Raw genomic sequence first — 20,931 nt, 5'->3', positions numbered from 1 at the left:
TCAATTAATTAAAATTAATAGTAAAAGTGGTACCTTTATTTACTTCGCTTGTTGCATATATAGTACCATTCAATGCTTCAACTTGTGTTTTAACCATAAATAAGCCTACGCCTTTGGCTTCTGGGTGTCTGTGAAACACTTTGTTTAAACCAAATAATTTATGCCCATGCTTCTCTAAATCTATTCCCAAGCCATTATCTTTAAATATTAATCTAACTTTTCCTTTTATTACTTCAGATTTAATAAATATTTCTGGTATTCTTTCATTCGATCTATACTTTAGAGAATTCCCTACTAAGTTAAGAAAAATACTTTCTAAATATATGGTATCGTATTTTATTTTAGCCATTTCAGAAAAATCACTTGTAATTACAGCCTCATTTTTCATGATCTGTCCAGTAAGAATATCTTTTGTTTTATTCAAAACATCATTAAACTTAACAGATTCAAATTCTTTAGATGTGTTGTTTGTAATTTTTACAGCATTAACTAAAGTATTTAACGTTTGTGTAAGATGATCAATAACTTTTTCAAACTTCTCGAACAAAAACGCTTTATCATCTTCACTTGTTGCTGTATTGTACAATCCTAAAAGCGAGTTAAGATTACTTACAGGCGCTCGTAGATTATGCGATGTAATATGTGCAAAATCGGCTAATTGATCGTTGTTTTTAATTAACTTTTGCGCTAAAATTTCCAAATCGTTTTTAGCTTTAATTATTTTATTTCGAGCAGATTTTTGTTCTGTAATATCGCGTATGGCGGCCGAAATTAAAATACCATCTTCTGTTTGTAATGGACTTAAATTTATTTGAACAGGGAATTCCTCCCCATTTTTATTCATAGCAGTTAAATCTTCCTCCCCAGATGATTCAGTTCCTTCTAGACCGCTTAAAACTGTATCTACTTTAGATTCGCACCCTGTTAAAAAACGTTGTGGTAAAAGTAAATCAACAGACTTATTAAATAGCTCTTCAATTTTATAACCAAACATTTTTTCTGCTTGCTTATTAATCATTTGGATTTTTGAGTCTTCATTAGTGATTACCATAGCATCTGGAGCCGATTCTAATAAGCCTCTAAACTTATTTTCTTCCATTTTTTGCTCGGTAATATCTTGGGTAGTTCCAATCATTTCAAGAATATCTCCTTGATCATCAAGAATTACTTCTCCTAAAGAATGTATTGTTTTCACTTCCCCGTCGCTAGTGATAATACGATGTATAAAATTATTTGGAAACTTTTTTTCTGTATAGGCAATCTCTACGTATTTGGCAACTACAGCTTGGTCTTCTGGGTGAACAAAATTGAAAAACGACTCGTAATTTAAATCTGTTTCACTTTCATCACTCCCATAAATCCCATGCATATTAAAAGACCATTTTAAAGTATCGGTAACCACATTCCATTGCCAATTTCCCATCTTGGCTATTCTTTCTGCAAAACTTAAAAAGTGATTTTTACGCAATAGTTCGGTTTCTGCCATTTTCTGCACAGTAACATCTTGACATGTACCAACTATTTCTGTAACATTTCCCAAATTATCTGTAAAAACATGAGCTAAAAGTTGCACAATTTTTATGGTACCATCGGTTAATTGAATTCGGTGCACTAAATCGGTGAATGTTTTTTCTTCAACGGTATCACGCATATGGTCGGCAACCCTGTCCTTATCTTCCGGGTGTGTAAAACTAAGGTAGGTATCAAGGGTTGTTTCTGTATTTTTTTCAAGTCCAAAAATATTATAGAGATTAGCAGACCATTTTACATTATTAGTAACGATATCCGCTTGCCAATTCCCCATTAGGGTAATGTTTTCGGCAAAATTCAATATATGGTTTTGTCTCAACAGTTCGTTTTTTGCTGCTCTTCTTTTTGTGATATCAAAGGATACGGCTAAAAACCCCGTTTTTTCACCTAAATCATTTTTAATACCTGTTAATGTTAACTCTACCGGAAAAGTAGAACCATCCTTTCTACGATAAGTCCACTCTCTTGTATCGGATACATTATGTTTAGCTAATTCTAAATAAGGGCTAAAATCAGAAAGATCTTTATTATATCTTTTTGCTATATCTTCCTTAAAACTTAGCATCTCTTCTTCTAAATGATAAATTTCTGGTTGTTTTAATCCAACCATTTCAGAAGCTGAATAGCCTAACAAAAGCTCTGCACCATGATTAAAGTGATTAATTATTCCATCATTATCAATCGATACAATTGCGAGTGGTCCAGAATTTAATATCGCTTTTAACTGCATGTTTGCATCATACAATTCTCTTTCGGCAGCCTTAGAAGCTGTAATATCTTGGCAAGTACCAATCATTTCAATAATATTACCCAAAACATCGGTAACAACTTCACCTAAAAGCTTAATAATTTTTAATTTACCATCACCTGCTATAATACGATGGGTAAAACTTTTAAGGCTTTTCTCTTCTCTTGTTTTATCAAAATAATGGGTTACAATTTCTCTATCTTCAGGATGAACAAAGCTAAAATAGACATCAAAATTTAAACTATCTATTTCTTTATCTAGTTCAAAAATATTATACATATTACTGGACCACACTACCTTATCTGTAACAGTGTCCCATTCCCAATTCCCCATTAAGGTAATCTCTTCCGCAAAATTAAGCAGTTGGTTTTTACGCAACAACTCACTCTTTGCTAATTTTTGTACTGTAATATCACGTATGGCTGCCGATAATAACAAACCCTGTTCTGTTTCTAAAGGACTTAAACTTATTTGTATTGGTATTTCTTTGCCTTCTTTATTTAAACCATACAATTCTTTCTCTTCTCCTAATGATCTCGCATCGGGGTTTTCAAAAAAGCTCATACGATGTTCGGAATATAAACCTGTTAATCTTTTAGGTATAAGTATTTCTACAGGTTTATTTAATAACTCGTCAATATGGTATCCAAATAATTTTTCTGCCTGCTTGTTTATTAGTTGTATTTCTCCTTGTTCATTGGTTATCACCATAGCATCTGGAGCAGATTCTAGCAAACCTCTAAACTTATTCTCTGCCATTTTTTGCTCGGTAATATCCTGAATACTACCAACAATTTCTATAACTTCGCCTTGAGCATTAGTGATAACCTGCCCTAACTGCCTAATAATTTTCACTTTACCATTCGTGCATATACGGTGTGTAAAATTATCAAATACATCACCAGCCATAGTTTTATTATGGTGAGCAGCCACAAGCTCCCTATCATCTGGATGAACATAATCTAAATAAGTATTAAAACACAATTCTACTGTATCTTTATCTAACTCGAATATGTTATATAGACTATCAGACCATACAAGCTTATCTATAGCTTTACTCCATTGAAAATGCCCCATTAAAGTAATCTCCTCTGCAAAATTGAGTAGTTGATTTTTTCTCAATAATTCATTCTGAGCAATTATTTTTTCAGAAATATCTGTTGAAACACCAAAATAACCAATAAGTTTATCCTGTTCATCTTTAATTGATGTTAATGTTAATTGAACCGATATTGTCGATCCATCTTTTCTTAGATAAGTCCATTCTCGGGTATCATATGCATTATGTTTAGATAATTCTAATTGCGCACTAAACCCTATAGGATTTTTACCATATAACTTTGCAATATCAATCCTAAATGCATCTAACTCTTCTTGCAGATGATAAAATGTTGGTCTTTGCAATCCAATTATTTCAGATGCTGAATATCCGGTTAAAATTTCTGCTCCACGATTAAAATGAGTAATAATGCCATCTGCATCTGTAGATACCATGGCTATTACTTCAGAATTAAACACAGATTGCAACTCTGCATTGGTTTTTTTTAAATCTATTTCTGTGTTTTTCTCATTATTTATATCCTGAAATATTCCAAAAACCCGTATACATTTACCATCCACAATTTGCGCTTGCCCAATAGCACGTGTCCAAATAATATTATTAGTTGCTGTTACTAATTCTAGTTCTACATCAAAAGAGGTTCCATATTCTGAAACTTCAGTAATTGCATTTTCAATCTTAGTTCTACTTTCCCCTTCCTTAAAAAAATTAATACCCGTTTCTACATCCACTTCGAAGTTTTCGGGCACTTCATGTATTTCATAAACTACTTTACTCCAAAAAAGGGTGTTTTTTATTAAGTCTATTTCCCATGTTCCAATGCGCGCAACTTCATTCGTTTTATCTAATATTGTCTCGATACGGAGGCGTTCTTCCTCATTTTCTTTAAGATGCGTAATATCACCCGTATGCATAATTAATCCACCAATATTTCCTTCGGAAATATACCATGGACGTACATCCCAATAAATCCATTGTACCGATCCATCTAAACGTACAAAAGGAGCTTCATCACACCTGTCTATTACACCTTCTTTAAGACCTTTTTGATGATTTGCTTTCCAATCGTCACCAATTTCGGGAAAAATATCATAGTGAGAACGACCTACTATTTGTTGTCCTTCTAAATTATAATCTTCTATATAACGTTGCGAAACCGCTAGGTAACACATATTATTATCGAGCATAGCAATAGCTGTCGGCGCCTGTTCTATAAAAATTCTATTATATGTATCTTTAACTTCCAAAGCAATTTTGAGCTTTGTTAGCTCTATTTCCGAATTTTTCTCACTATTAATATCCTGAAACACCCCAAAAAGGCGGATACATGTACCATCTACAATTTCTGCTTGTCCAGTAGATCGCACCCAAACAGTATTCCCTTTTAATGTTATAAGCTCTAACTCTACATCAAAAGAGCGACCTTGCTCCTTGGCTTCTTTAATTACTTTTTTTAATGTGTTTCTGCTCTCTCCTTCCTTATAGAAATCCACACCTGTTTCTAAACTTGGCACAAAATCATCGGGCGCTTCATGTATTTCAAAAACTACTTTACTCCAAAAAACAGTGTTTTTTATCAAGTCTATATCCCATGTTCCAATGCGGGCAACCTCGTTAGTTTTATCTAATATTTTCTCTATACGAATCCGTTCTTCCTCATTTTCTTTTATGTGAGTTATATCGCCTGTATGCATAATTAATCCGCCAATATTTCCTTCAGAAATATACCAGGGTTGCACATCCCAATAAATCCATTGTACAGATCCATCTAAACGCACAAAAGGAGCTTCATCGCACTTATCAATAAATCCACCTTTAAGACTCTTTTGATGATCCTCTTTCCAATCATCACCAATTTCCGGAAAAACATCATAATGAGAACGCCCCACAATCTGTTGTCCTTCTAACTTATAATCTGTTATATACCTTTGAGAAACCGCTAAATAACACATGCTATTATCAAACATAGCAATAGCAGTTGGAGCCTGCTCTATAAAAATTCTATTATATTCTCCCTGAGTTTCTAATTCTGTTTTAAGTTTTTTAAGCTCCAACATATTAGATTTTATTTTATCTTCAGATAAAACCAACTCTTCATTAGATTTTATAAGGTCTTTATGTTTCTTAATAAATAGAAGAAATGCAGGACGAACAAAACTAAAAAAACCAGTTAGCAAAAATAAAAGCATAATTAATGCAAGAAGATAGATAACATTCTTAAATTTTTTGAAATGTTTTTCTTCGGCTTTTTGGTATTGTACAACTAAGGCATCTACATTTTTTAAGTAACGATGTTCTAATTCGTAAATATTGTTTACTCCTTGATTTAATGACTTTAAATCGGAATTTTCTATAGAAGATAATATCGGGTTAAAAGAAGTTTTATTAATTTTTAGAAGAGAATCTAATTTGCTATTATCTGCATTTTTATTATTTACAGATTGCAAATAATTATGTAGGCTATCCCATTCTTTTTTAAGCCCTTTTAATGTATTAATTGAGTTTTTATTTGCGTTTAAGTCTTGGCTATAATTAGCATTAAATACCTGTTTAATTATGCGTTGGCTCAACGCACGTTGTTTTACAGCAACATTTATTAAATAAGAATCTGATATTTGCGAGTTAATGCTCTTTTGAACAATAAACACAATAACAATTATTAATAATATAAGTGAAGATATAAATAGTAAATACCTTTTTTTTATAGAATTTTTTAGTTTCTTCATTAAGAATTATTACAAATCAATCTAAACTGATTTAACTTAAACAAAAATTATTTTTTTATTTTAATACTAATTTAAAATAGATTGTTATTATTGCAGTGAAGCCACATATTTATTAAAATATTCAAAAACTCTTTATAGAGGAAGTGTATATATTATTATTTGGGGCAACAAACACTAACAAACATCGGCAAAATATGAAATTTCACAGACATATTAACCTTTTTTCTCATTAAGTTAAACTAAATAGCACCTATCGTATAATAAAAAACTTACATTTTAAATGAAAATCGTTTTCGCAACAAATAATTTAAACAAACTGAAAGAAGTTCAAGCTTTAATTCCAGATTATATTAAACTACTTAGTTTACAAGATATTGGATGTTTTGAGGAGGTTCCCGAAACCCAAAATACAATAGAAGGCAATGCTATACAAAAAGCAGAATACATAAAAACAAATTACAATCACGACTGCTTTGCCGATGATACCGGTTTAGAAGTTAACACCTTAAATGGAGAGCCAGGTGTTTATTCTGCGCGCTACGCTGGAGAACAACGTAACGCTTACGATAACACCAATAAACTTTTAACCGAATTGAACAATAAACCAGATAGATCGGCACAATTTAAAACCGTAATTGCATTACATATAAATGGAGAGCTAAAAACGTTTACAGGAATTTGCAAAGGTGAAATTACTACCGAAAAACATGGCGAAAAAGGTTTTGGTTACGATCCCGTTTTTAAACCCAACAACCACAGTAATACATTTGCCCAAATGGATTTAAGCATAAAAAATAGTATTGGCCATCGCGGCAAAGCAGTTAAACAATTAGTCACTTTTTTAAGTGAAATAAAATAAAAAATAGATTAAAAAAAGTGTTTTTTAGGGTTGGCTATTAAAATTGTTTTATTACTTTTAGTTTATGACAGAGGAATATATAGAAAAAGAGAATGCGGCCATTACTAAAGCGTACAAAGAGCTTTTAAAAGTGAGCTATACTACGCTTTCCGATGATGATAAAAAACTTATTCGTCGCGCATTTGAAGTTGCCGTAGATGGACATAAAGACCAACGTCGTAAATCTGGAGAAGCCTATATTTTCCATCCTATCGCTGTTGCTAAAATTGTGGCTCAAGAAATTGGTTTAGATGGCACTTCTATAGCTGCCGCACTACTCCATGATGTTGTTGAGGATAGCCCAGATTATGACATTGAAGATATTGAAAAGGAATTTGGTGAAACTATTGCAACCATAGTTGCCGGCCTTACAAAAATATCATCACTAAGTAAAGATCAGGACATGGATGTTTCGCTTCAAGCGGAAAACTTCCGAAAAATGCTACTTACACTAAATGATGATGTACGCGTTATTATAATAAAAATAGCCGACAGACTACACAATATGCAAACTATGGACTCTATGCGTCCAGATAAGCAAATTAAAATAGCCTCGGAAACCTTATATATTTACGCACCTTTAGCACACAGAATTGGACTTTATAATATAAAAACCGAATTGGAAGATTTGGGTTTAAAATATCTAGAACCAGCAGACTATAACGATATTTTAAACAAAACTAAAGAAAGTAAAAAAGATCAAGATTTATATATTGAACAGTTTAGTGATGTTATTAAAAATTCTTTAGATAAAGAAAAGCTCCACTACACCATTAAAGGGCGTCCAAAATCTATTTTTTCTATTCGGAAGAAAATGATGGCTCAAGGTGTCTCTTTCGATGAAGTTTACGATAAGTTTGCCATCCGGATTATATATAAATGTGATGCCAACCCTCAGAATGAAAAATTTCTAGCATGGAAAATATATTCTATCGTTACCGATCATTTTAGACCAAACCCTATTCGCCTTCGCGATTGGATTTCATCACCAAAAAGTACGGGTTACGAGGCGCTTCACATTACAGTAATGGGACCTAAAGGACGTTGGGTAGAAGTACAAATACGCAGTGAACGCATGAATGAAATAGCCGAAAAAGGTTATGCTGCTCACTATAAATATAAACAAAACGGAGAAAAAGAAGACAACCTAGAAAGTTGGATAAACAGATTACAAGAAGCTTTAGAAAACCCGCATACTAATGCGGTAGATTTTGTTGAGCAATTCAAACTTAATTTATATTCAAAAGAAATATTTGTATTTACTCCAAAAGGCGATTTAAAATCTTTGCCAAAAGGAGCTACCACACTAGATTTTGCTTTTAATATACATACCGAAGTTGGTATGAAAACACGTGGAGCAAAGGTTAACGGAAAATTGGTACCACTTAGTTATGAACTAAAAAGTGGAGATCAAGTCGATATTTTAACTTCAGAAAACGCAAAACCCAATCCAAACTGGCTAGATTATTCGACTACAGCACGTGCTCGAAGTAAAATTAAATCTGCATTAAAAGAAGATAAAAAACGTGTAGGAGAAGATGGTAAAGAAATTTTAAGACGAAAATTAAAACAGCTTAAAGTTAATTTAAACGAAGATTCTATTAACGAAATGGTTAACTATTTCAAGTTAAAAACGAGTCTGGATTTATTTTACAGAATGGGCCTCGGCACCATAGATAATACCATGCTAAAAGCTTATGCTTCTTCTAGAAGTAATGCTTTAATGAGTTTTCTTAAAAGTAAAATTACACGTAAAGCAAGTATTAATACAGACGAATTAGAAAAAGATGAAATTACATCTAAATATGATGCCGTTGTTTTTAACAAAGAAGAAGAAAAATTAGATTATAAATTAGCAACCTGTTGCCATCCCATACCTGGCGATGATGTTTTTGGATTTTTAACCGTTTCCGATGGTATAAAAGTTCATAAAATGAATTGTCCAAACGCATTGAGTTTACAAGCTAATTACTCCTACAGAATAATGCCCGCGAAGTGGATAGATTCTTCACAGCAAGAGTTTTCGGCACATATTACACTTACCGGAATTGACCATATTGGCTTGGTGAACGATATTACCACCATAATTTCTGAAAATATGAGCGTTAATATGAAAAGCATTAGTTTTGAAAGTAAAGACGGGCTTTTTTCTGGAAAAATTGACGTTGTAGTTAAGAATAAAACCCTTTTGAAAAAACTTTTAGACCGTCTTAAAAAAATTAATGGCATTGATAAGGTTACTAGAGTGTAAAAAATGTGTAAATTTGCGATGAAATTATGGATACAAAAGTAGATACTAAAAATCAAGACATAGTTAAAAGCGTTTTTACAAGCTTTTTAGAAAAAAAGGGACACCGCAAAACTCCCGAACGCTATGCTATACTCCAAGAAATTTATAATAACAACGACCATTTCGATATAGAATCTCTATATCTTAATATGAAAAATAAAAAGTATCGTGTTTCGAGAGCTACACTATACAATACCATAGAGTTACTTCTAGAATGTCGTTTGGTTAGAAAGCACCAATTCGGGCAAAACCAAGCGCATTACGAAAAATCATATTTCGACAGGCAGCATGACCATGTGATTTTAACAGATACTGGTGAAGTTATCGAGTTTTGCGACCCTCGAATTCAATCTATTAAAAAAACTATCGAAGAAGTCTTCGATATTGAGATAAATAATCATTCACTCTATTTCTACGGGACAAAGAAAACTCCCGATAGCAAAAAAGACAACTAACTAATTTTACAATGGCAGTAGATTTACTACTTGGATTACAATGGGGAGACGAAGGCAAAGGAAAAATTGTTGACGTACTAACCTCTAACTACAACATTATTGCACGTTTTCAAGGTGGCCCAAATGCAGGACACACTTTGGTTTTTAACGGAAGAAAACATGTTCTACACACTATTCCATCAGGAATTTTCCATGATGATGCTACTAATTTAGTAGGTAACGGTGTGGTTATAGACCCAGTAATTTTTAAAGGTGAACTTGACAAACTTGAAGAACAAAACGTAGATTACAGAAAATCGCTAGTTATTTCGAGAAAAGCACACATTATTTTACCAACACATAGATTACTTGATGCGGCAAGCGAAACCTCTAAAGGAAAAGCCAAAATTGGCTCAACTTTAAAAGGTATTGGCCCAACTTACATGGATAAAACCGGAAGAAACGGTTTACGTGTTGGTGATTTAGAATTAAGCAATTGGAAAGAAAAATATAGAGATTTGGCTAATAAACACCAATCTATGATTTCTTTTTTCAACGTTGAAATCGAATATGATTTAGCCGAACTTGAAAAAGAATTCTTTGAAGCTGTTAAAGTTTTAAAATCTCTTAAGTTTATAGATTCTGAAGAATATGTTTACCAAGCACAAAAAGCAGGTAAAACTATTTTAGCCGAAGGCGCACAAGGATCTCTTTTAGATATTGACTTTGGAACATATCCATTTGTAACATCTAGTAATACAACCGCCGCTGGTGCTTGTACTGGTTTAGGTGTTGCTCCAGGTCAAATTGGCGAGGTATTCGGGATTTTCAAAGCTTACACAACGCGTGTTGGTTCTGGCCCATTCCCTACCGAATTATTTGATGAAGATGGTGCAAACATGGCTAAAATTGGTAACGAATTTGGAGCAACCACTGGTCGCCCGCGTCGTTGTGGTTGGTTAGATTTAATTGCACTTAAATATGCTTGCCAAGTAAATGGTGTAACGCAATTAATGATGATGAAAGGCGATGTGCTTTCTGGTTTTAGAACCTTAAAAGTATGTACCGCTTACAAATATAAAGGAGAAGTTATCGAGCATTTCCCTTACAACATCGAACCTGAAAACGTAGAGCCTATTTACACAGACTTTAGTGGATGGAACGAAGACTTAACAGGAATGTCTGAAGCATCTCAACTTCCACAAGCTCTAAACGAATATATAGAATTTTTAGAAAAAGAACTAGAAATCCCTATCACTATTGTCTCTGTTGGACCAGATAGAAAACAAACTATATTTAGAAGTAAATAAAAAAAGTTTAAAATAATTTTTAAGACCTGACTCGTTTCTCGAAACTGTCAGGTCTTTTTTATTAAAAAAAACATAACGCATAATTAAACATCATTATTATCGTTATTTTTGCTATAAACATTTTCATTTTGATAAGAATAAAACATATATACATTTTCATATTTTTCCTTTTTGGACTTTCGGTACTACTAAACGCTCAAGATAAAAAGAAAATAAAAATTGAATATGCCGGGCGATTAAATGTAGATGAAGAAAATTATCCTGGAGCAAAAGTACTAACGCGTAACAGCATGCAACAAGTACACATTGTTCATGCAGGTAGTAATATGTGGTGCGATAAAGCAATTTACTACAGTGGTGAAAATTTTGTTGAAGCTTACGGAAACGTTATTGTAAAACAGGGTGACACCATCACCATGACTTCTAAATATGTAGAATACAGTGGCACCTCTCAATTAGCTTTTGCGAGTGGTGAAGTTATTTTAAAAAGCCCTAATTCAACCATTTCTTCAGATACTTTATATTTCGATCGTATTAAACAGCAATCATTTTATAAAAGTGGCGGTAATGTAGTCAAAGATTCTTCAGGTACTATTACCAGTAAAATTGGTCGTTATTATATGAAGGACAAAAAATTTCAATTTGTTGATGACGTTGTTTTAACAGGTGATGGAACTGTAGTAAACTCAAATTATTTCGATTTTTATGAAGATACTGGACTTGCTTATTTATTTGGTCCATCAACAATAATAACAGAAGACAGTAAAACCTATTGTGAAAAAGGCTTCTATGATACAAAAAATAAAACCGGCTATGCTCTAAAAGATTCTAAGATATATTATGATGATCGTATTATCGAAGGTGATAGTCTATATTTTGACAACACAAAAAGTTTTGCCTCTGCAACAAACAATATTAAAATTACGGATACCATTAATAATAGCATTGTAACAGGCCATTACGCCGAAGTTTTCAGAGCTAAAGATTCACTTTTTATAACTAAACGTGCTTTAGTCACCACAGTTCAAGAAAAAGATTCTGTATACCTTCATGCCGATAAAATAATGGTTACCGGTAAACCAGAAAACCGAATTACTCGTGCTTACTATAATGCTAAATTGTTTAAAACAGATATTAGCGCCAAAGCCGATTCTATTCATGCGGATCAAAAAACAGGGCTTACTGAACTCATTAATTTAGATCGTTTTTCATCTACCGATGCCTTTTCAACTAAGCGACGACCTATTCTTTGGAATAACGCAAACCAAATGACAGGTGATACCATTCATTTAATTTCAAACTCAAAAACAGAAAAACTAGATTCACTTCGTGTTTTCAATAACGCATTTATCATTAGTAAAGACACTATAAGCGAAAATGGGTACAATCAGATTTTTGGTATAACTCTAGTTGGTTTATTTAACGATGCTAATGAATTAAGAGAAGTAAATATTAATAAAAATGCTGAATCTATATTCTATACACGTGATGAAAAACAAGAATTAATAGGTATCGACAAAGCTAAATCAGGCAGTATAAAAATGTTATTTGCAAATAGTGACATTGAAGAATATACGCGATTAAATACTGTTGATGGCACACTATTCCCTGAAAAAGATTATCAAGAAAAAGATAAATTCCTAAAAGGTTTCGACTGGCGAGAAGATGAACGTCCTATGAGCGTTGATGATTTATTTAAAGAAGATGAACCTTTTGAATTACCTGTTATTCAAGGCTTGGAAGATTATGTGCCGCAGGAGAACTTTTTTGATGAGGAGTTGTTGGATCGGATAAGTAATTCAGGAAAAAAAGATAAAGCTAAATTTATCATTAAGTTTACCGACTTAACTTTAAGAGGAGGACCACCATTCACTTTAACTGAAATTAATAAAAATCAATTTAATATGGTTAAAGCTGTTGGTGCTCCTAAAACAGTAGTTATGGGTGTATATATTAAGTTTGAGTATAACGATTTGACCGATTTGGATAAAACTTATGTTTTAGATTTACAAAAAAATAAAAACAGCAAGAACTTAAACCAACTCAAAATCCTGAAAGGCATAACAGACTGGAATCCAATAAACTACCCTATATCATTAACATATAAAGATGGAAAAACCCTAATAAATATGTATGAATTAATTATGGCGTCGTCCAAAAAAAACATAGATTACTACTCAGGTGTCAATTCCTTACAACTTTTAATCGGTTACTTTAACGGTTTTGATGTATCTGTAAGCACTAATACTGTTTTGGATTATAACATGGAGATGTATCTAAAATAAGAGGATATTATAGATATCAAGGCTACAAAAAATGAATATCCTCTCAGAAATAACTTAGAATTAATGAAGTCAGACTTCCTAAACCACCAAGCCCAAACCACTCCTCACCCATTAGCCATGGAAATTTCCCATGCCAACGGTTCATATATCTATGATGCCAACAACAAAGCCTATCTAGATTTTGTTGCAGGAGTTTCGGCTTGTCCATTAGGACACCAGCATCCAAAGGTTATAGGAGCAATAAAAAATCAATTGGACAAATACTCACACGTTATGGTTTATGGCGAATACATACAAAAACCAGCCGTAGAGCTTACCAAACTTTTAGCGAAACATTTACCACAATCTTTACAATCTACTTATTTAACTAATTCAGGGACCGAAGCCATAGAAGGCGCTCTAAAACTAGCGAGGAGAGCAACTGGCAGAAGTGAAATTATAGCAGCAAACAAAGCATACCATGGCAACACCATGGGAGCGTTGAGCATTATGGGTTTTGAAGAACGCAAACAAGCTTTCAGACCGCTGCTCCCCGATGTTAAATTTATAGATTTCAATAATGAAGATCATATAAACGAAATAACAACAAAGACAGCTTGTGTTATTTTAGAAACCATCCAAGGTGGCGCAGGATTTATTCAACCAAAAAACGGTTATCTAGAAAAAATCAGAAAACAATGTGATGCTGTTGGAGCTCTTTTAATTTTAGATGAAATTCAGCCAGGTTTTGGTAGAACAGGAAAACTTTTTGGCTTCGAACATTACAACTGCATTCCTGATATTTTAGTAACTGGAAAAGGTTTAGGAGGCGGTATGCCAATTGGTGCATTTACAGCGTCTTTAGGATTAATGAATTTACTTCAAGACAATCCAAAACTAGGCCATATTACAACGTTTGGAGGTCATCCAGTAATTGCTGCATCGGCATTAGCAACTCTAACCGAAATTACAGAGAGTAATTTAATGCAAGAAGCTCTCGAAAAAGAACAACTTTTTAGAAAACTACTAGTTCACCCTCTAATAAAAGAGATTAGAGGTATCGGACTTATGTTAGCTATAATCACACCTTCAGATGACATTACAAATACACTTATTTTAAAATGTCAAGATGACGGTTTAATATTATTTTGGCTACTTTTCGAGTCTAAAGCAGTTAGAATAACACCTCCTTTAACCATTTCTAACGAAGAAATCATTGAAGGTTGCACTAAAATAATAAATATTTTAAACGAAATAAAAAACACTTAAACACTTAATTTACAGCGTAATAGATTTTATTTTTTACAAAAAAATAAAAAATGTTCATTACTTTGTTAAAAACATTTAGTGTCGTTTTAGTGTAAACCACGAATAGAATGCTAACTTTAATAAAGTAGAAACCTCACAAAAGTGCTTATGGAGTTTGGTCACGACCACAATAATAGCTTACCATTAACGAAATTTGAATCGATGCTTAAAACAAATCATGTTTTATTTTTCGATTCAGAAGAGTTTGAGAATATCATTCATCATTATCTAAACCTAGGAAAAATTGCTTTGGCTAAAAAAGCAATTAAATTAGGCTTGGACCAGCACCCTACATCCATTAATTTAAAATTATTTCGGGTAGAAGTTTTTGTGTTTGAAGATAAACTTAAAGAAGCCGAATTATTGCTTGACGAACTTTATAGCATTGATCCTCTAAATGAAGAAATCTACATTCAAAAAGCTAATATTTTTTCTAAAAAAGATAATCATGAAAAAGCCATTGAAGTTTTAAAACAGGCGCTACAATTAACAGATGATGTGGTAGATTTATATTCGTTGATAGGTATGGAATATCTATTTTTAGATAAATTTGAAGAAGCCAAAATCAACTTCATGAAATGTCTTGAAAGTGATATCGAAGATTATTCGGCACTCTACAACATTATTTATTGCTTCGAGTATTTAAATGAAAATGAAGAAGCTATAAAGTATTTAAACACATTCTTAGATAAAAACCCTTATTGCGAAGTAGCTTGGCACCAATTAGGTATTCAATATTTCGCTCTAAAGAAACTAAAAAAAGCATTGGCAGCTTTTGATTTTGCTATCATTTCAGATGATACTTTTATTGGAGCATATATAGAACGCGGTAAAGTATTAGAGAAATTAGGCCGTTATCAAGACGCTATTGAAAATTACTCTATTACTTTAAAATTAGACGATCCAACTTCTTTTGCTCTATTGCATATTGGAAATTGCTATGAAAAATTAAAAAAAGACGATTTAGCATTACAATATTATGATAGAACTGTTCATGAAGACCCTTTATTAGATAAAGGTTGGATAGCTATTACTAAATTTTATAACCGAAGAAAAAATTACCAACGTGCTCTCTATTTTATAAATAAAGCAATTAATATAGACTCCGAAAATGTTGTGTATTGGAAACTTTATGCTCAAATAAATCAACGTTTAAATTTTTATGAAGAAGCAGAACGCGGATACAAAAAAACACTAGAACTCGGCAATTACGAACTAAACACTTGGTTAACACGAGGTGATTTATTAATTAAATTAGGCGAACCAGAAGCGGCAATTGATAATTTTGAACAAGCTGTAGAGTTCTATTCAGATAGCGCAGAATTAGAATATCGTCTTGCGGGATTATATTTAGCACTTCATGAAACCGATAAAGGTACGTTTCACCTAAAAAATGCTATAAAATTAAATGAAGAATATAGCTTTATTATTGAAGAACTTTTTCCTGAGATATACACAAAAATCTCTGTACAAGGCTTGCTAAAACAAAATTCCAAGTAAGTTTTATATTCTATATAAACATTTTCATTAAAATACATACCTTTGGTTTTTTACGTAAAAAATCAAAACATGCAAAGACGCTTAAAAGACTATTTAATTATTTCGCTTAAAGGCCTTGCTATGGGAGCAGCCGATGCTGTTCCAGGCGTTTCGGGAGGTACAATTGCTTTTATTTCTGGTATTTACGAGGAATTAATCAATACCATAAGCAATATAAATGCTTCTTTAATTAAATCCCTTTTTACTAAAGGCATAAAACCATTTTGGCAACAACTTAACGGCAACTTTCTACTTGCATTAATGACAGGTATTATGGTCAGTTTTGTATCGATAATGCGATTAGCCAAATACTTATTAGAAAATCATCCTGTACTTATCTGGTCTTTCTTTTTTGGACTTATTGTAGCCAGTATTTTTTTCGTTGGAAAACAGATTAGAAAATGGAATTTAGCTGTCATTATTAGTTTAATAATTGGCGCCTTTATTGCCTATTACATTACAACACTTCCAGCTTCATCAAATAACGAGAACCCGTGGTTTTTATTTATTGCGGGTGCTATTGCTATTTGTGCCATGATTTTACCAGGGATTTCTGGAGCGTTCATTTTAATAATTCTAGGTGCATACAAAGCACTTAGTGATGCTTTTCATGATTTTGACATCAAAAAAATATTAATTTTTGCTAGTGGAGCTCTTGTTGGGTTATTAAGTTTTAGTCATTTATTAAAATGGTTATTCAAAAATTACCATAACGTCACTTTAGCGATACTTACAGGATTCATTTTTGGTTCACTAAACAAAGTTTGGCCATGGAAAAAAACCTTAACCTGGCATACTAATTCCGAAGGAATCAAATCGGCCGTTTTACAAGAAAGCGTATCACCTTTTTCTTTCGATGGAAATAATCAATTACTCTTTTCTTTAATCTTAATGATTATAGGGTTTTTAACCATTTTTATTCTTGAAAAAGTAGGGAACAAAAAATAATTATGGAAAGCACCAGAACACTTACCGATAAAATTTTTCTAATCTTAAAAGGATTAGGCATGGGAGCTGCCAATAAAGTTCCCGGAATTTCTGGTGGTGTTGTGGCTTTTGTTGCTGGTTTTTACGAAGAGTTTATTTACTCATTAAAAAAAGTAAATGGCAAGGCTTTTAAGTTATTCATTAACGGCAGGTTTAATAGTTTTTACAATTATATAAATGGTCGTTTTTTAAGTCTGCTTTTCTTCGGAATGATTGTTAGTTATTTTAGTGTTTCTAAAATCCTAGATTACCTTATAAAACATTATGAACTTTATGTATGGAGTGTCTTCTTCGGAATGATAATCGGCTCCATTTATTATATTAATAAAGATTTTAAAGATCGGAATTACAAAACATATTTATCTTTAGCTATTGGTATTTTACTTGGTGTAGGTATTAGTTTTTTAAGTCCTGCTAAGGAAAATGACAACCTCTGGTTTGTATTTTTCTGCGGTATTATTAGCGTATCGGGAATGACGTTACCTGGTTTTTCTGGCTCATTCATTCTTATTCTACTCGGTAATTATGTACTCCTTTTAGTCGATTCAGTCAATGCACTTTACGATACATTTTCTGAAATGTTTAATGGTGATTTTAGCTTTACGACAAACCCTGAACGCATTAGAATGTTAAAAGTTTTAGCCGTTTTCACTTTAGGTTCTGTTACTGGTTTAGTTACGTTTTCTCATCTATTAAGTTATATTTTAAAACATTATAAAAGTATTACAACCTCTGCAATATTAGGGTTTATCATTGGCTCTTTAGGTGTTGTTTGGCCATGGAAAAAAACCATTTACAAGCTAGATAGTAATGGTAGTTTTCTTTTCGATTCAACAGGATCCAAAGTCGTTCAAAATTATCAACGTTTTTTTCCAGAATTAAACACAGATACTTATTTAGCAATTGGCTTTATTATAGTTGGTATAGCCCTCGTTTTAGCCCTAGAATGGTACGGACAAAAAACAAGACATTTAAAAGATTAACATTAAAAAATTATCAAGTGAAAAAACTAGGACTTTTAGGCAAGGATATATCATATTCATTTTCAAGAAATTATTTCAAAGAAAAATTTGAAAATGAAAATATAACAGACACTACTTACGAAAATTTCGACTTAGAAAATATTGATCTATTTCCTTCAATCATAAAAAACACAAAAAATATTAAAGGCCTTAATGTTACTATTCCTTACAAGGAAGCCGTGATGCCTTTTCTTGATAAAATAAACAAAAAGGCTAAAGCTATTGGCGCTGTAAACACTATAAAAGTTACAAAAAAAGGTAAACTTGTGGGTTACAACACCGATTGCTATGGTTTTAAAAATACATTAAAACCGTTTATCAAATCGTATCATAAAAAAGCACTAATTCTAGGAACTGGCGGAGCAAGTAAAGCTGTGGCTTTCAGTTTAAAAGAACTAGGAATCGATTATAAATATGTGTCTAGAAAACAATCGAAAGGGGTTACTTTCACTTATGATGATTTAACAGAAAACATTATAACCGATCATCAAATTATTGTGAATTGTACGCCTTTAGGTACTTTTCCGGATATCGATGTTTGTGCAAATATTCCGTACAACGGCATAACGGATAAACATATTTTATTCGATTTAATTTACAATCCAGATCAAACTAAATTCTTAAAACAAGGTAAAGATAACGGTGCTGTTACCGTAAACGGCTTAAACATGTTAAAACTCCAAGCCGAGAAATCGTGGGCTATTTGGGATTTATAAAAAATATCCACACCTAAGCCTTTGTTAATAATAGACTTGTTAGTATCTTTAAACTCTAGAGTAAAAACATCGAACCTAAACATTTTAAAATGTCTGACTTAAATAATCCTAATGTGGAAAACGCTGATAACGTTAATCCTATAAAAAGTGAATCTACAACTCCTGAAACAACACCTATTGAAGCTGTAATACCAGAAGATTCACAAATTTCTGAAACACCTAAAGTTGAAGAAAACACGGAAGAAACTATAGCAGTTGAAACTGAACCTTTGAAAGCAGAAAGTGAGCATGATGAAGTGCTTAATGAAATTGAAGAATCTAATGCGGAAGACGCGGAAGATGAAGGAAACAAAGACAGGCATAGCATTGAGGTAAAAGAGTATGATAGCATGTCGTTAGAAGCTTTAGCCATTGAGTTAGAAAAACTTGTTTCTACTCAAAAAGTTCAAGCCATAAAATCGCATGTAGACGGTATTAATGCTGAGTTTAAAACAAAACATCAAGCTTTAGTTGAAGAGAAAAAAGAAGATTTTTTGCATGAAGGCGGAAATGAAATAGATTTCTACTACTCGTCTCCTGTTGAAAAACGCTATAAAGCAGCCTATAAAGAATATCGAAATAAACTTAACAATCACTATAAAAGTTTAGAGAAAAACCTAAAACAAAATTTAACAGACAAACTTGAAATAATTGAAGAGCTAAAAGGGTTAATAAATGTTGAAGAAAACATAAACACAACCTACAAGCACTTTAAAGAATTACAAGAACGTTGGAGAACTACAGGCCCAATCCCTCGTGATAAATATAATAATGCTTGGAATAGTTACCATCACCATGTAGAATTGTTTTACGACTTTTTACACCTTAATAGAGACTTAAGAGATTTAGATTTTAAGCATAATTTAGAAAAGAAAATATTAATTATTGAGCGTGCCGAAGAATTAGCGCAGGATGATAACGTAATGAGATCTTTTAGAGAACTTCAAGAATTACACAAAATGTGGAAAGAAGAACTCGGACCTGTTGGCAAAGAACACCGTGAAGAAATCTGGGATCGTTTTAAAGCCGCTACAAAAATTATAAACGATAAACGCCAAGTTTATTACAAAGAAATTGATAAGGTTTACGACAAAAACTTAGAGAGTAAGCTTGAAATAATTGCAAATATTGAATTTGTTGCAGCGCAGCCTGCAGGCTCACATAGTGAATGGCAAAAGCGTATTAAAATTATTGAAGAGCTAAGAAATCAGTTTTTTAATGCAGGGAAAGTTCCGTTAAAAGTAAACGAAGATACTTGGGCTAAGTTTAAAGATGCTGTTAGAAACTTTAACAGAAACAAAAACGCTTATTATAAAAACCTAAAAAAGGAACAATATACCAATTTACAGAAGAAATTGGAATTGATTAAAATTGCCGAAGACAATAAAGAAAGTGAAGATACTGCTGTAACAACGCCTTTGATGAAAAAAATTCAAGGTGATTGGAAAAAAATTGGTCATGTACCAAGAAAAGATAGCGACAAAATCTGGAAACAATTTAAAGCAGCCTGTAATCATTATTTTGATAAAATACACGCGAAACGTAATGCTGCAAGCCAAGAGCAGATAGATGCTTTTAATAAAAAGGCAGAATTACTAGACACGCTTAAAGCCTTAGAACCATCGGATGATAAGGACAAAGACGTTGAAGTCATTAAAGTACATATTAATACTTGGAAAGACTTGGGTCGCGTACCAAACGACAAACGTTTTATTGAAGACAAATTTCAAAAAACCATAGACGATGTATTATCCAGTTTAAAAATGGATAAAACTGAAATCGAAATGATTAAATATGAAAACAAACTAGATAGTTTGACTTCTACTGATGGTGATACCAGAAATTTAGATAACGAACGTTTATTTGTCCGTAAAAAAATAGATGAAGTAAAAGCGCAAATCAATCAATTAGAGAACAACTTACAATTTTTCACTAATGTTGATGATGATAACCCGTTAGTTAAAGATGTTCATAATAACATTAAAGGGCATAAAGATACTCTTGTTCTTTTGAAAGAAAAGTTAAGAAAAATTAAAGAGCGTTATTAGTAAATAATATCA

At 32.3% G+C, this 20,931-nt stretch carries 12 protein-coding genes; 11 read left to right on the top strand and 1 reads right to left on the bottom strand.

Annotation, left to right across the window (positions count from 1 at the left end; all coding sequences use genetic code 11):
• Positions 1-4: 4 nt before the first annotated feature.
• Positions 5-6,064, bottom strand: a complete 6,060-nt coding sequence (locus M4I23_RS14685; RefSeq protein ID WP_249754923.1) for a PAS domain S-box protein — start codon at positions 6,062-6,064, stop codon at positions 5-7.
• 280 nt (positions 6,065-6,344) lie between these two features.
• Between M4I23_RS14685 and M4I23_RS14680 the strand changes: the two genes are divergently transcribed.
• The 11 genes from M4I23_RS14680 (at position 6,345) to M4I23_RS14630 (ending at position 20,919) form a co-directional block, all read left to right on the top strand.
• Positions 6,345-6,923 carry a non-canonical purine NTP diphosphatase gene (locus tag M4I23_RS14680; RefSeq protein WP_158848703.1) on the top strand — a complete coding sequence of 193 codons (579 nt, stop codon included), beginning with the start codon at positions 6,345-6,347 and terminating at the stop codon, positions 6,921-6,923.
• A gap of 64 nt (positions 6,924-6,987) precedes the next feature.
• Positions 6,988-9,213 (top strand): bifunctional (p)ppGpp synthetase/guanosine-3',5'-bis(diphosphate) 3'-pyrophosphohydrolase, encoded by a 2,226-nt coding sequence (locus tag M4I23_RS14675; protein ID WP_158848701.1) that lies wholly within the window; start codon positions 6,988-6,990, stop codon positions 9,211-9,213.
• 26 nt (positions 9,214-9,239) lie between these two features.
• Positions 9,240-9,707, top strand: coding sequence for a Fur family transcriptional regulator (locus tag M4I23_RS14670; protein WP_158848699.1), 468 nt, complete (start codon positions 9,240-9,242; stop codon positions 9,705-9,707).
• Positions 9,708-9,718: 11 nt separating this feature from the next.
• On the top strand, positions 9,719-10,996 hold the full coding sequence (locus tag M4I23_RS14665; protein ID WP_158848697.1) for an adenylosuccinate synthase: 1,278 nt from the start codon (positions 9,719-9,721) through the stop codon (positions 10,994-10,996).
• A 128-nt stretch (positions 10,997-11,124) separates the two neighbouring features.
• Positions 11,125-13,281 (top strand): OstA-like protein, encoded by a 2,157-nt coding sequence (locus tag M4I23_RS14660; RefSeq protein ID WP_249754922.1) that lies wholly within the window; start codon positions 11,125-11,127, stop codon positions 13,279-13,281.
• Between the two features lie 63 nt (positions 13,282-13,344).
• On the top strand, positions 13,345-14,529 hold the full coding sequence (locus M4I23_RS14655) for an aspartate aminotransferase family protein (protein ID WP_249754921.1): 1,185 nt from the start codon (positions 13,345-13,347) through the stop codon (positions 14,527-14,529).
• A 147-nt stretch (positions 14,530-14,676) separates the two neighbouring features.
• The gene (locus M4I23_RS14650; protein ID WP_158848690.1) at positions 14,677-16,068 is read left to right on the top strand and encodes a lipopolysaccharide assembly protein LapB; all 1,392 of its coding nucleotides are present in this window, start codon (positions 14,677-14,679) and stop codon (positions 16,066-16,068) included.
• 69 nt (positions 16,069-16,137) lie between these two features.
• A complete protein-coding gene (locus tag M4I23_RS14645; RefSeq protein WP_249754920.1) occupies positions 16,138-17,055 on the top strand; it encodes a DUF368 domain-containing protein in 918 nt (305 codons plus the stop codon).
• A 2-nt stretch (positions 17,056-17,057) separates the two neighbouring features.
• A complete protein-coding gene (locus M4I23_RS14640; RefSeq protein ID WP_249754919.1) occupies positions 17,058-18,077 on the top strand; it encodes a DUF368 domain-containing protein in 1,020 nt (339 codons plus the stop codon).
• Between the two features lie 17 nt (positions 18,078-18,094).
• Positions 18,095-18,832 (top strand): shikimate dehydrogenase, encoded by a 738-nt coding sequence (locus M4I23_RS14635; protein WP_249754918.1) that lies wholly within the window; start codon positions 18,095-18,097, stop codon positions 18,830-18,832.
• Between the two features lie 89 nt (positions 18,833-18,921).
• Positions 18,922-20,919 carry a DUF349 domain-containing protein gene (locus M4I23_RS14630; RefSeq protein WP_249754917.1) on the top strand — a complete coding sequence of 666 codons (1,998 nt, stop codon included), beginning with the start codon at positions 18,922-18,924 and terminating at the stop codon, positions 20,917-20,919.
• The last annotated feature ends 12 nt before the right edge of the window (positions 20,920-20,931 follow it).

Origin of the sequence: Algibacter sp. L4_22 (assembly GCF_023473045.1) — a bacterium.
In the GTDB taxonomy this organism is placed as follows: Bacteria; Bacteroidota; Bacteroidia; order Flavobacteriales; family Flavobacteriaceae; genus Algibacter.
This window is presented reverse-complemented; position numbering and strand designations above follow the sequence as displayed.

What these genes read in the sequence shown, in the direction of transcription:
- M4I23_RS14685 (WP_249754923.1), bottom strand. Translation starts at nt 6,064, where the DNA reads ATGAAGAAACTAAAAAATTCTATAAAAAAAAGGTATTTACTATTTATA.
- M4I23_RS14680 (WP_158848703.1), top strand. Translation starts at nt 6,345, where the DNA reads ATGAAAATCGTTTTCGCAACAAATAATTTAAACAAACTGAAAGAAGTT.
- M4I23_RS14675 (WP_158848701.1), top strand. Translation starts at nt 6,988, where the DNA reads ATGACAGAGGAATATATAGAAAAAGAGAATGCGGCCATTACTAAAGCG.
- M4I23_RS14670 (WP_158848699.1), top strand. Translation starts at nt 9,240, where the DNA reads ATGGATACAAAAGTAGATACTAAAAATCAAGACATAGTTAAAAGCGTT.
- M4I23_RS14665 (WP_158848697.1), top strand. Translation starts at nt 9,719, where the DNA reads ATGGCAGTAGATTTACTACTTGGATTACAATGGGGAGACGAAGGCAAA.
- M4I23_RS14655 (WP_249754921.1), top strand. Translation starts at nt 13,345, where the DNA reads ATGAAGTCAGACTTCCTAAACCACCAAGCCCAAACCACTCCTCACCCA.
- M4I23_RS14650 (WP_158848690.1), top strand. Translation starts at nt 14,677, where the DNA reads ATGGAGTTTGGTCACGACCACAATAATAGCTTACCATTAACGAAATTT.
- M4I23_RS14645 (WP_249754920.1), top strand. Translation starts at nt 16,138, where the DNA reads ATGCAAAGACGCTTAAAAGACTATTTAATTATTTCGCTTAAAGGCCTT.
- M4I23_RS14640 (WP_249754919.1), top strand. Translation starts at nt 17,058, where the DNA reads ATGGAAAGCACCAGAACACTTACCGATAAAATTTTTCTAATCTTAAAA.
- M4I23_RS14630 (WP_249754917.1), top strand. Translation starts at nt 18,922, where the DNA reads ATGTCTGACTTAAATAATCCTAATGTGGAAAACGCTGATAACGTTAAT.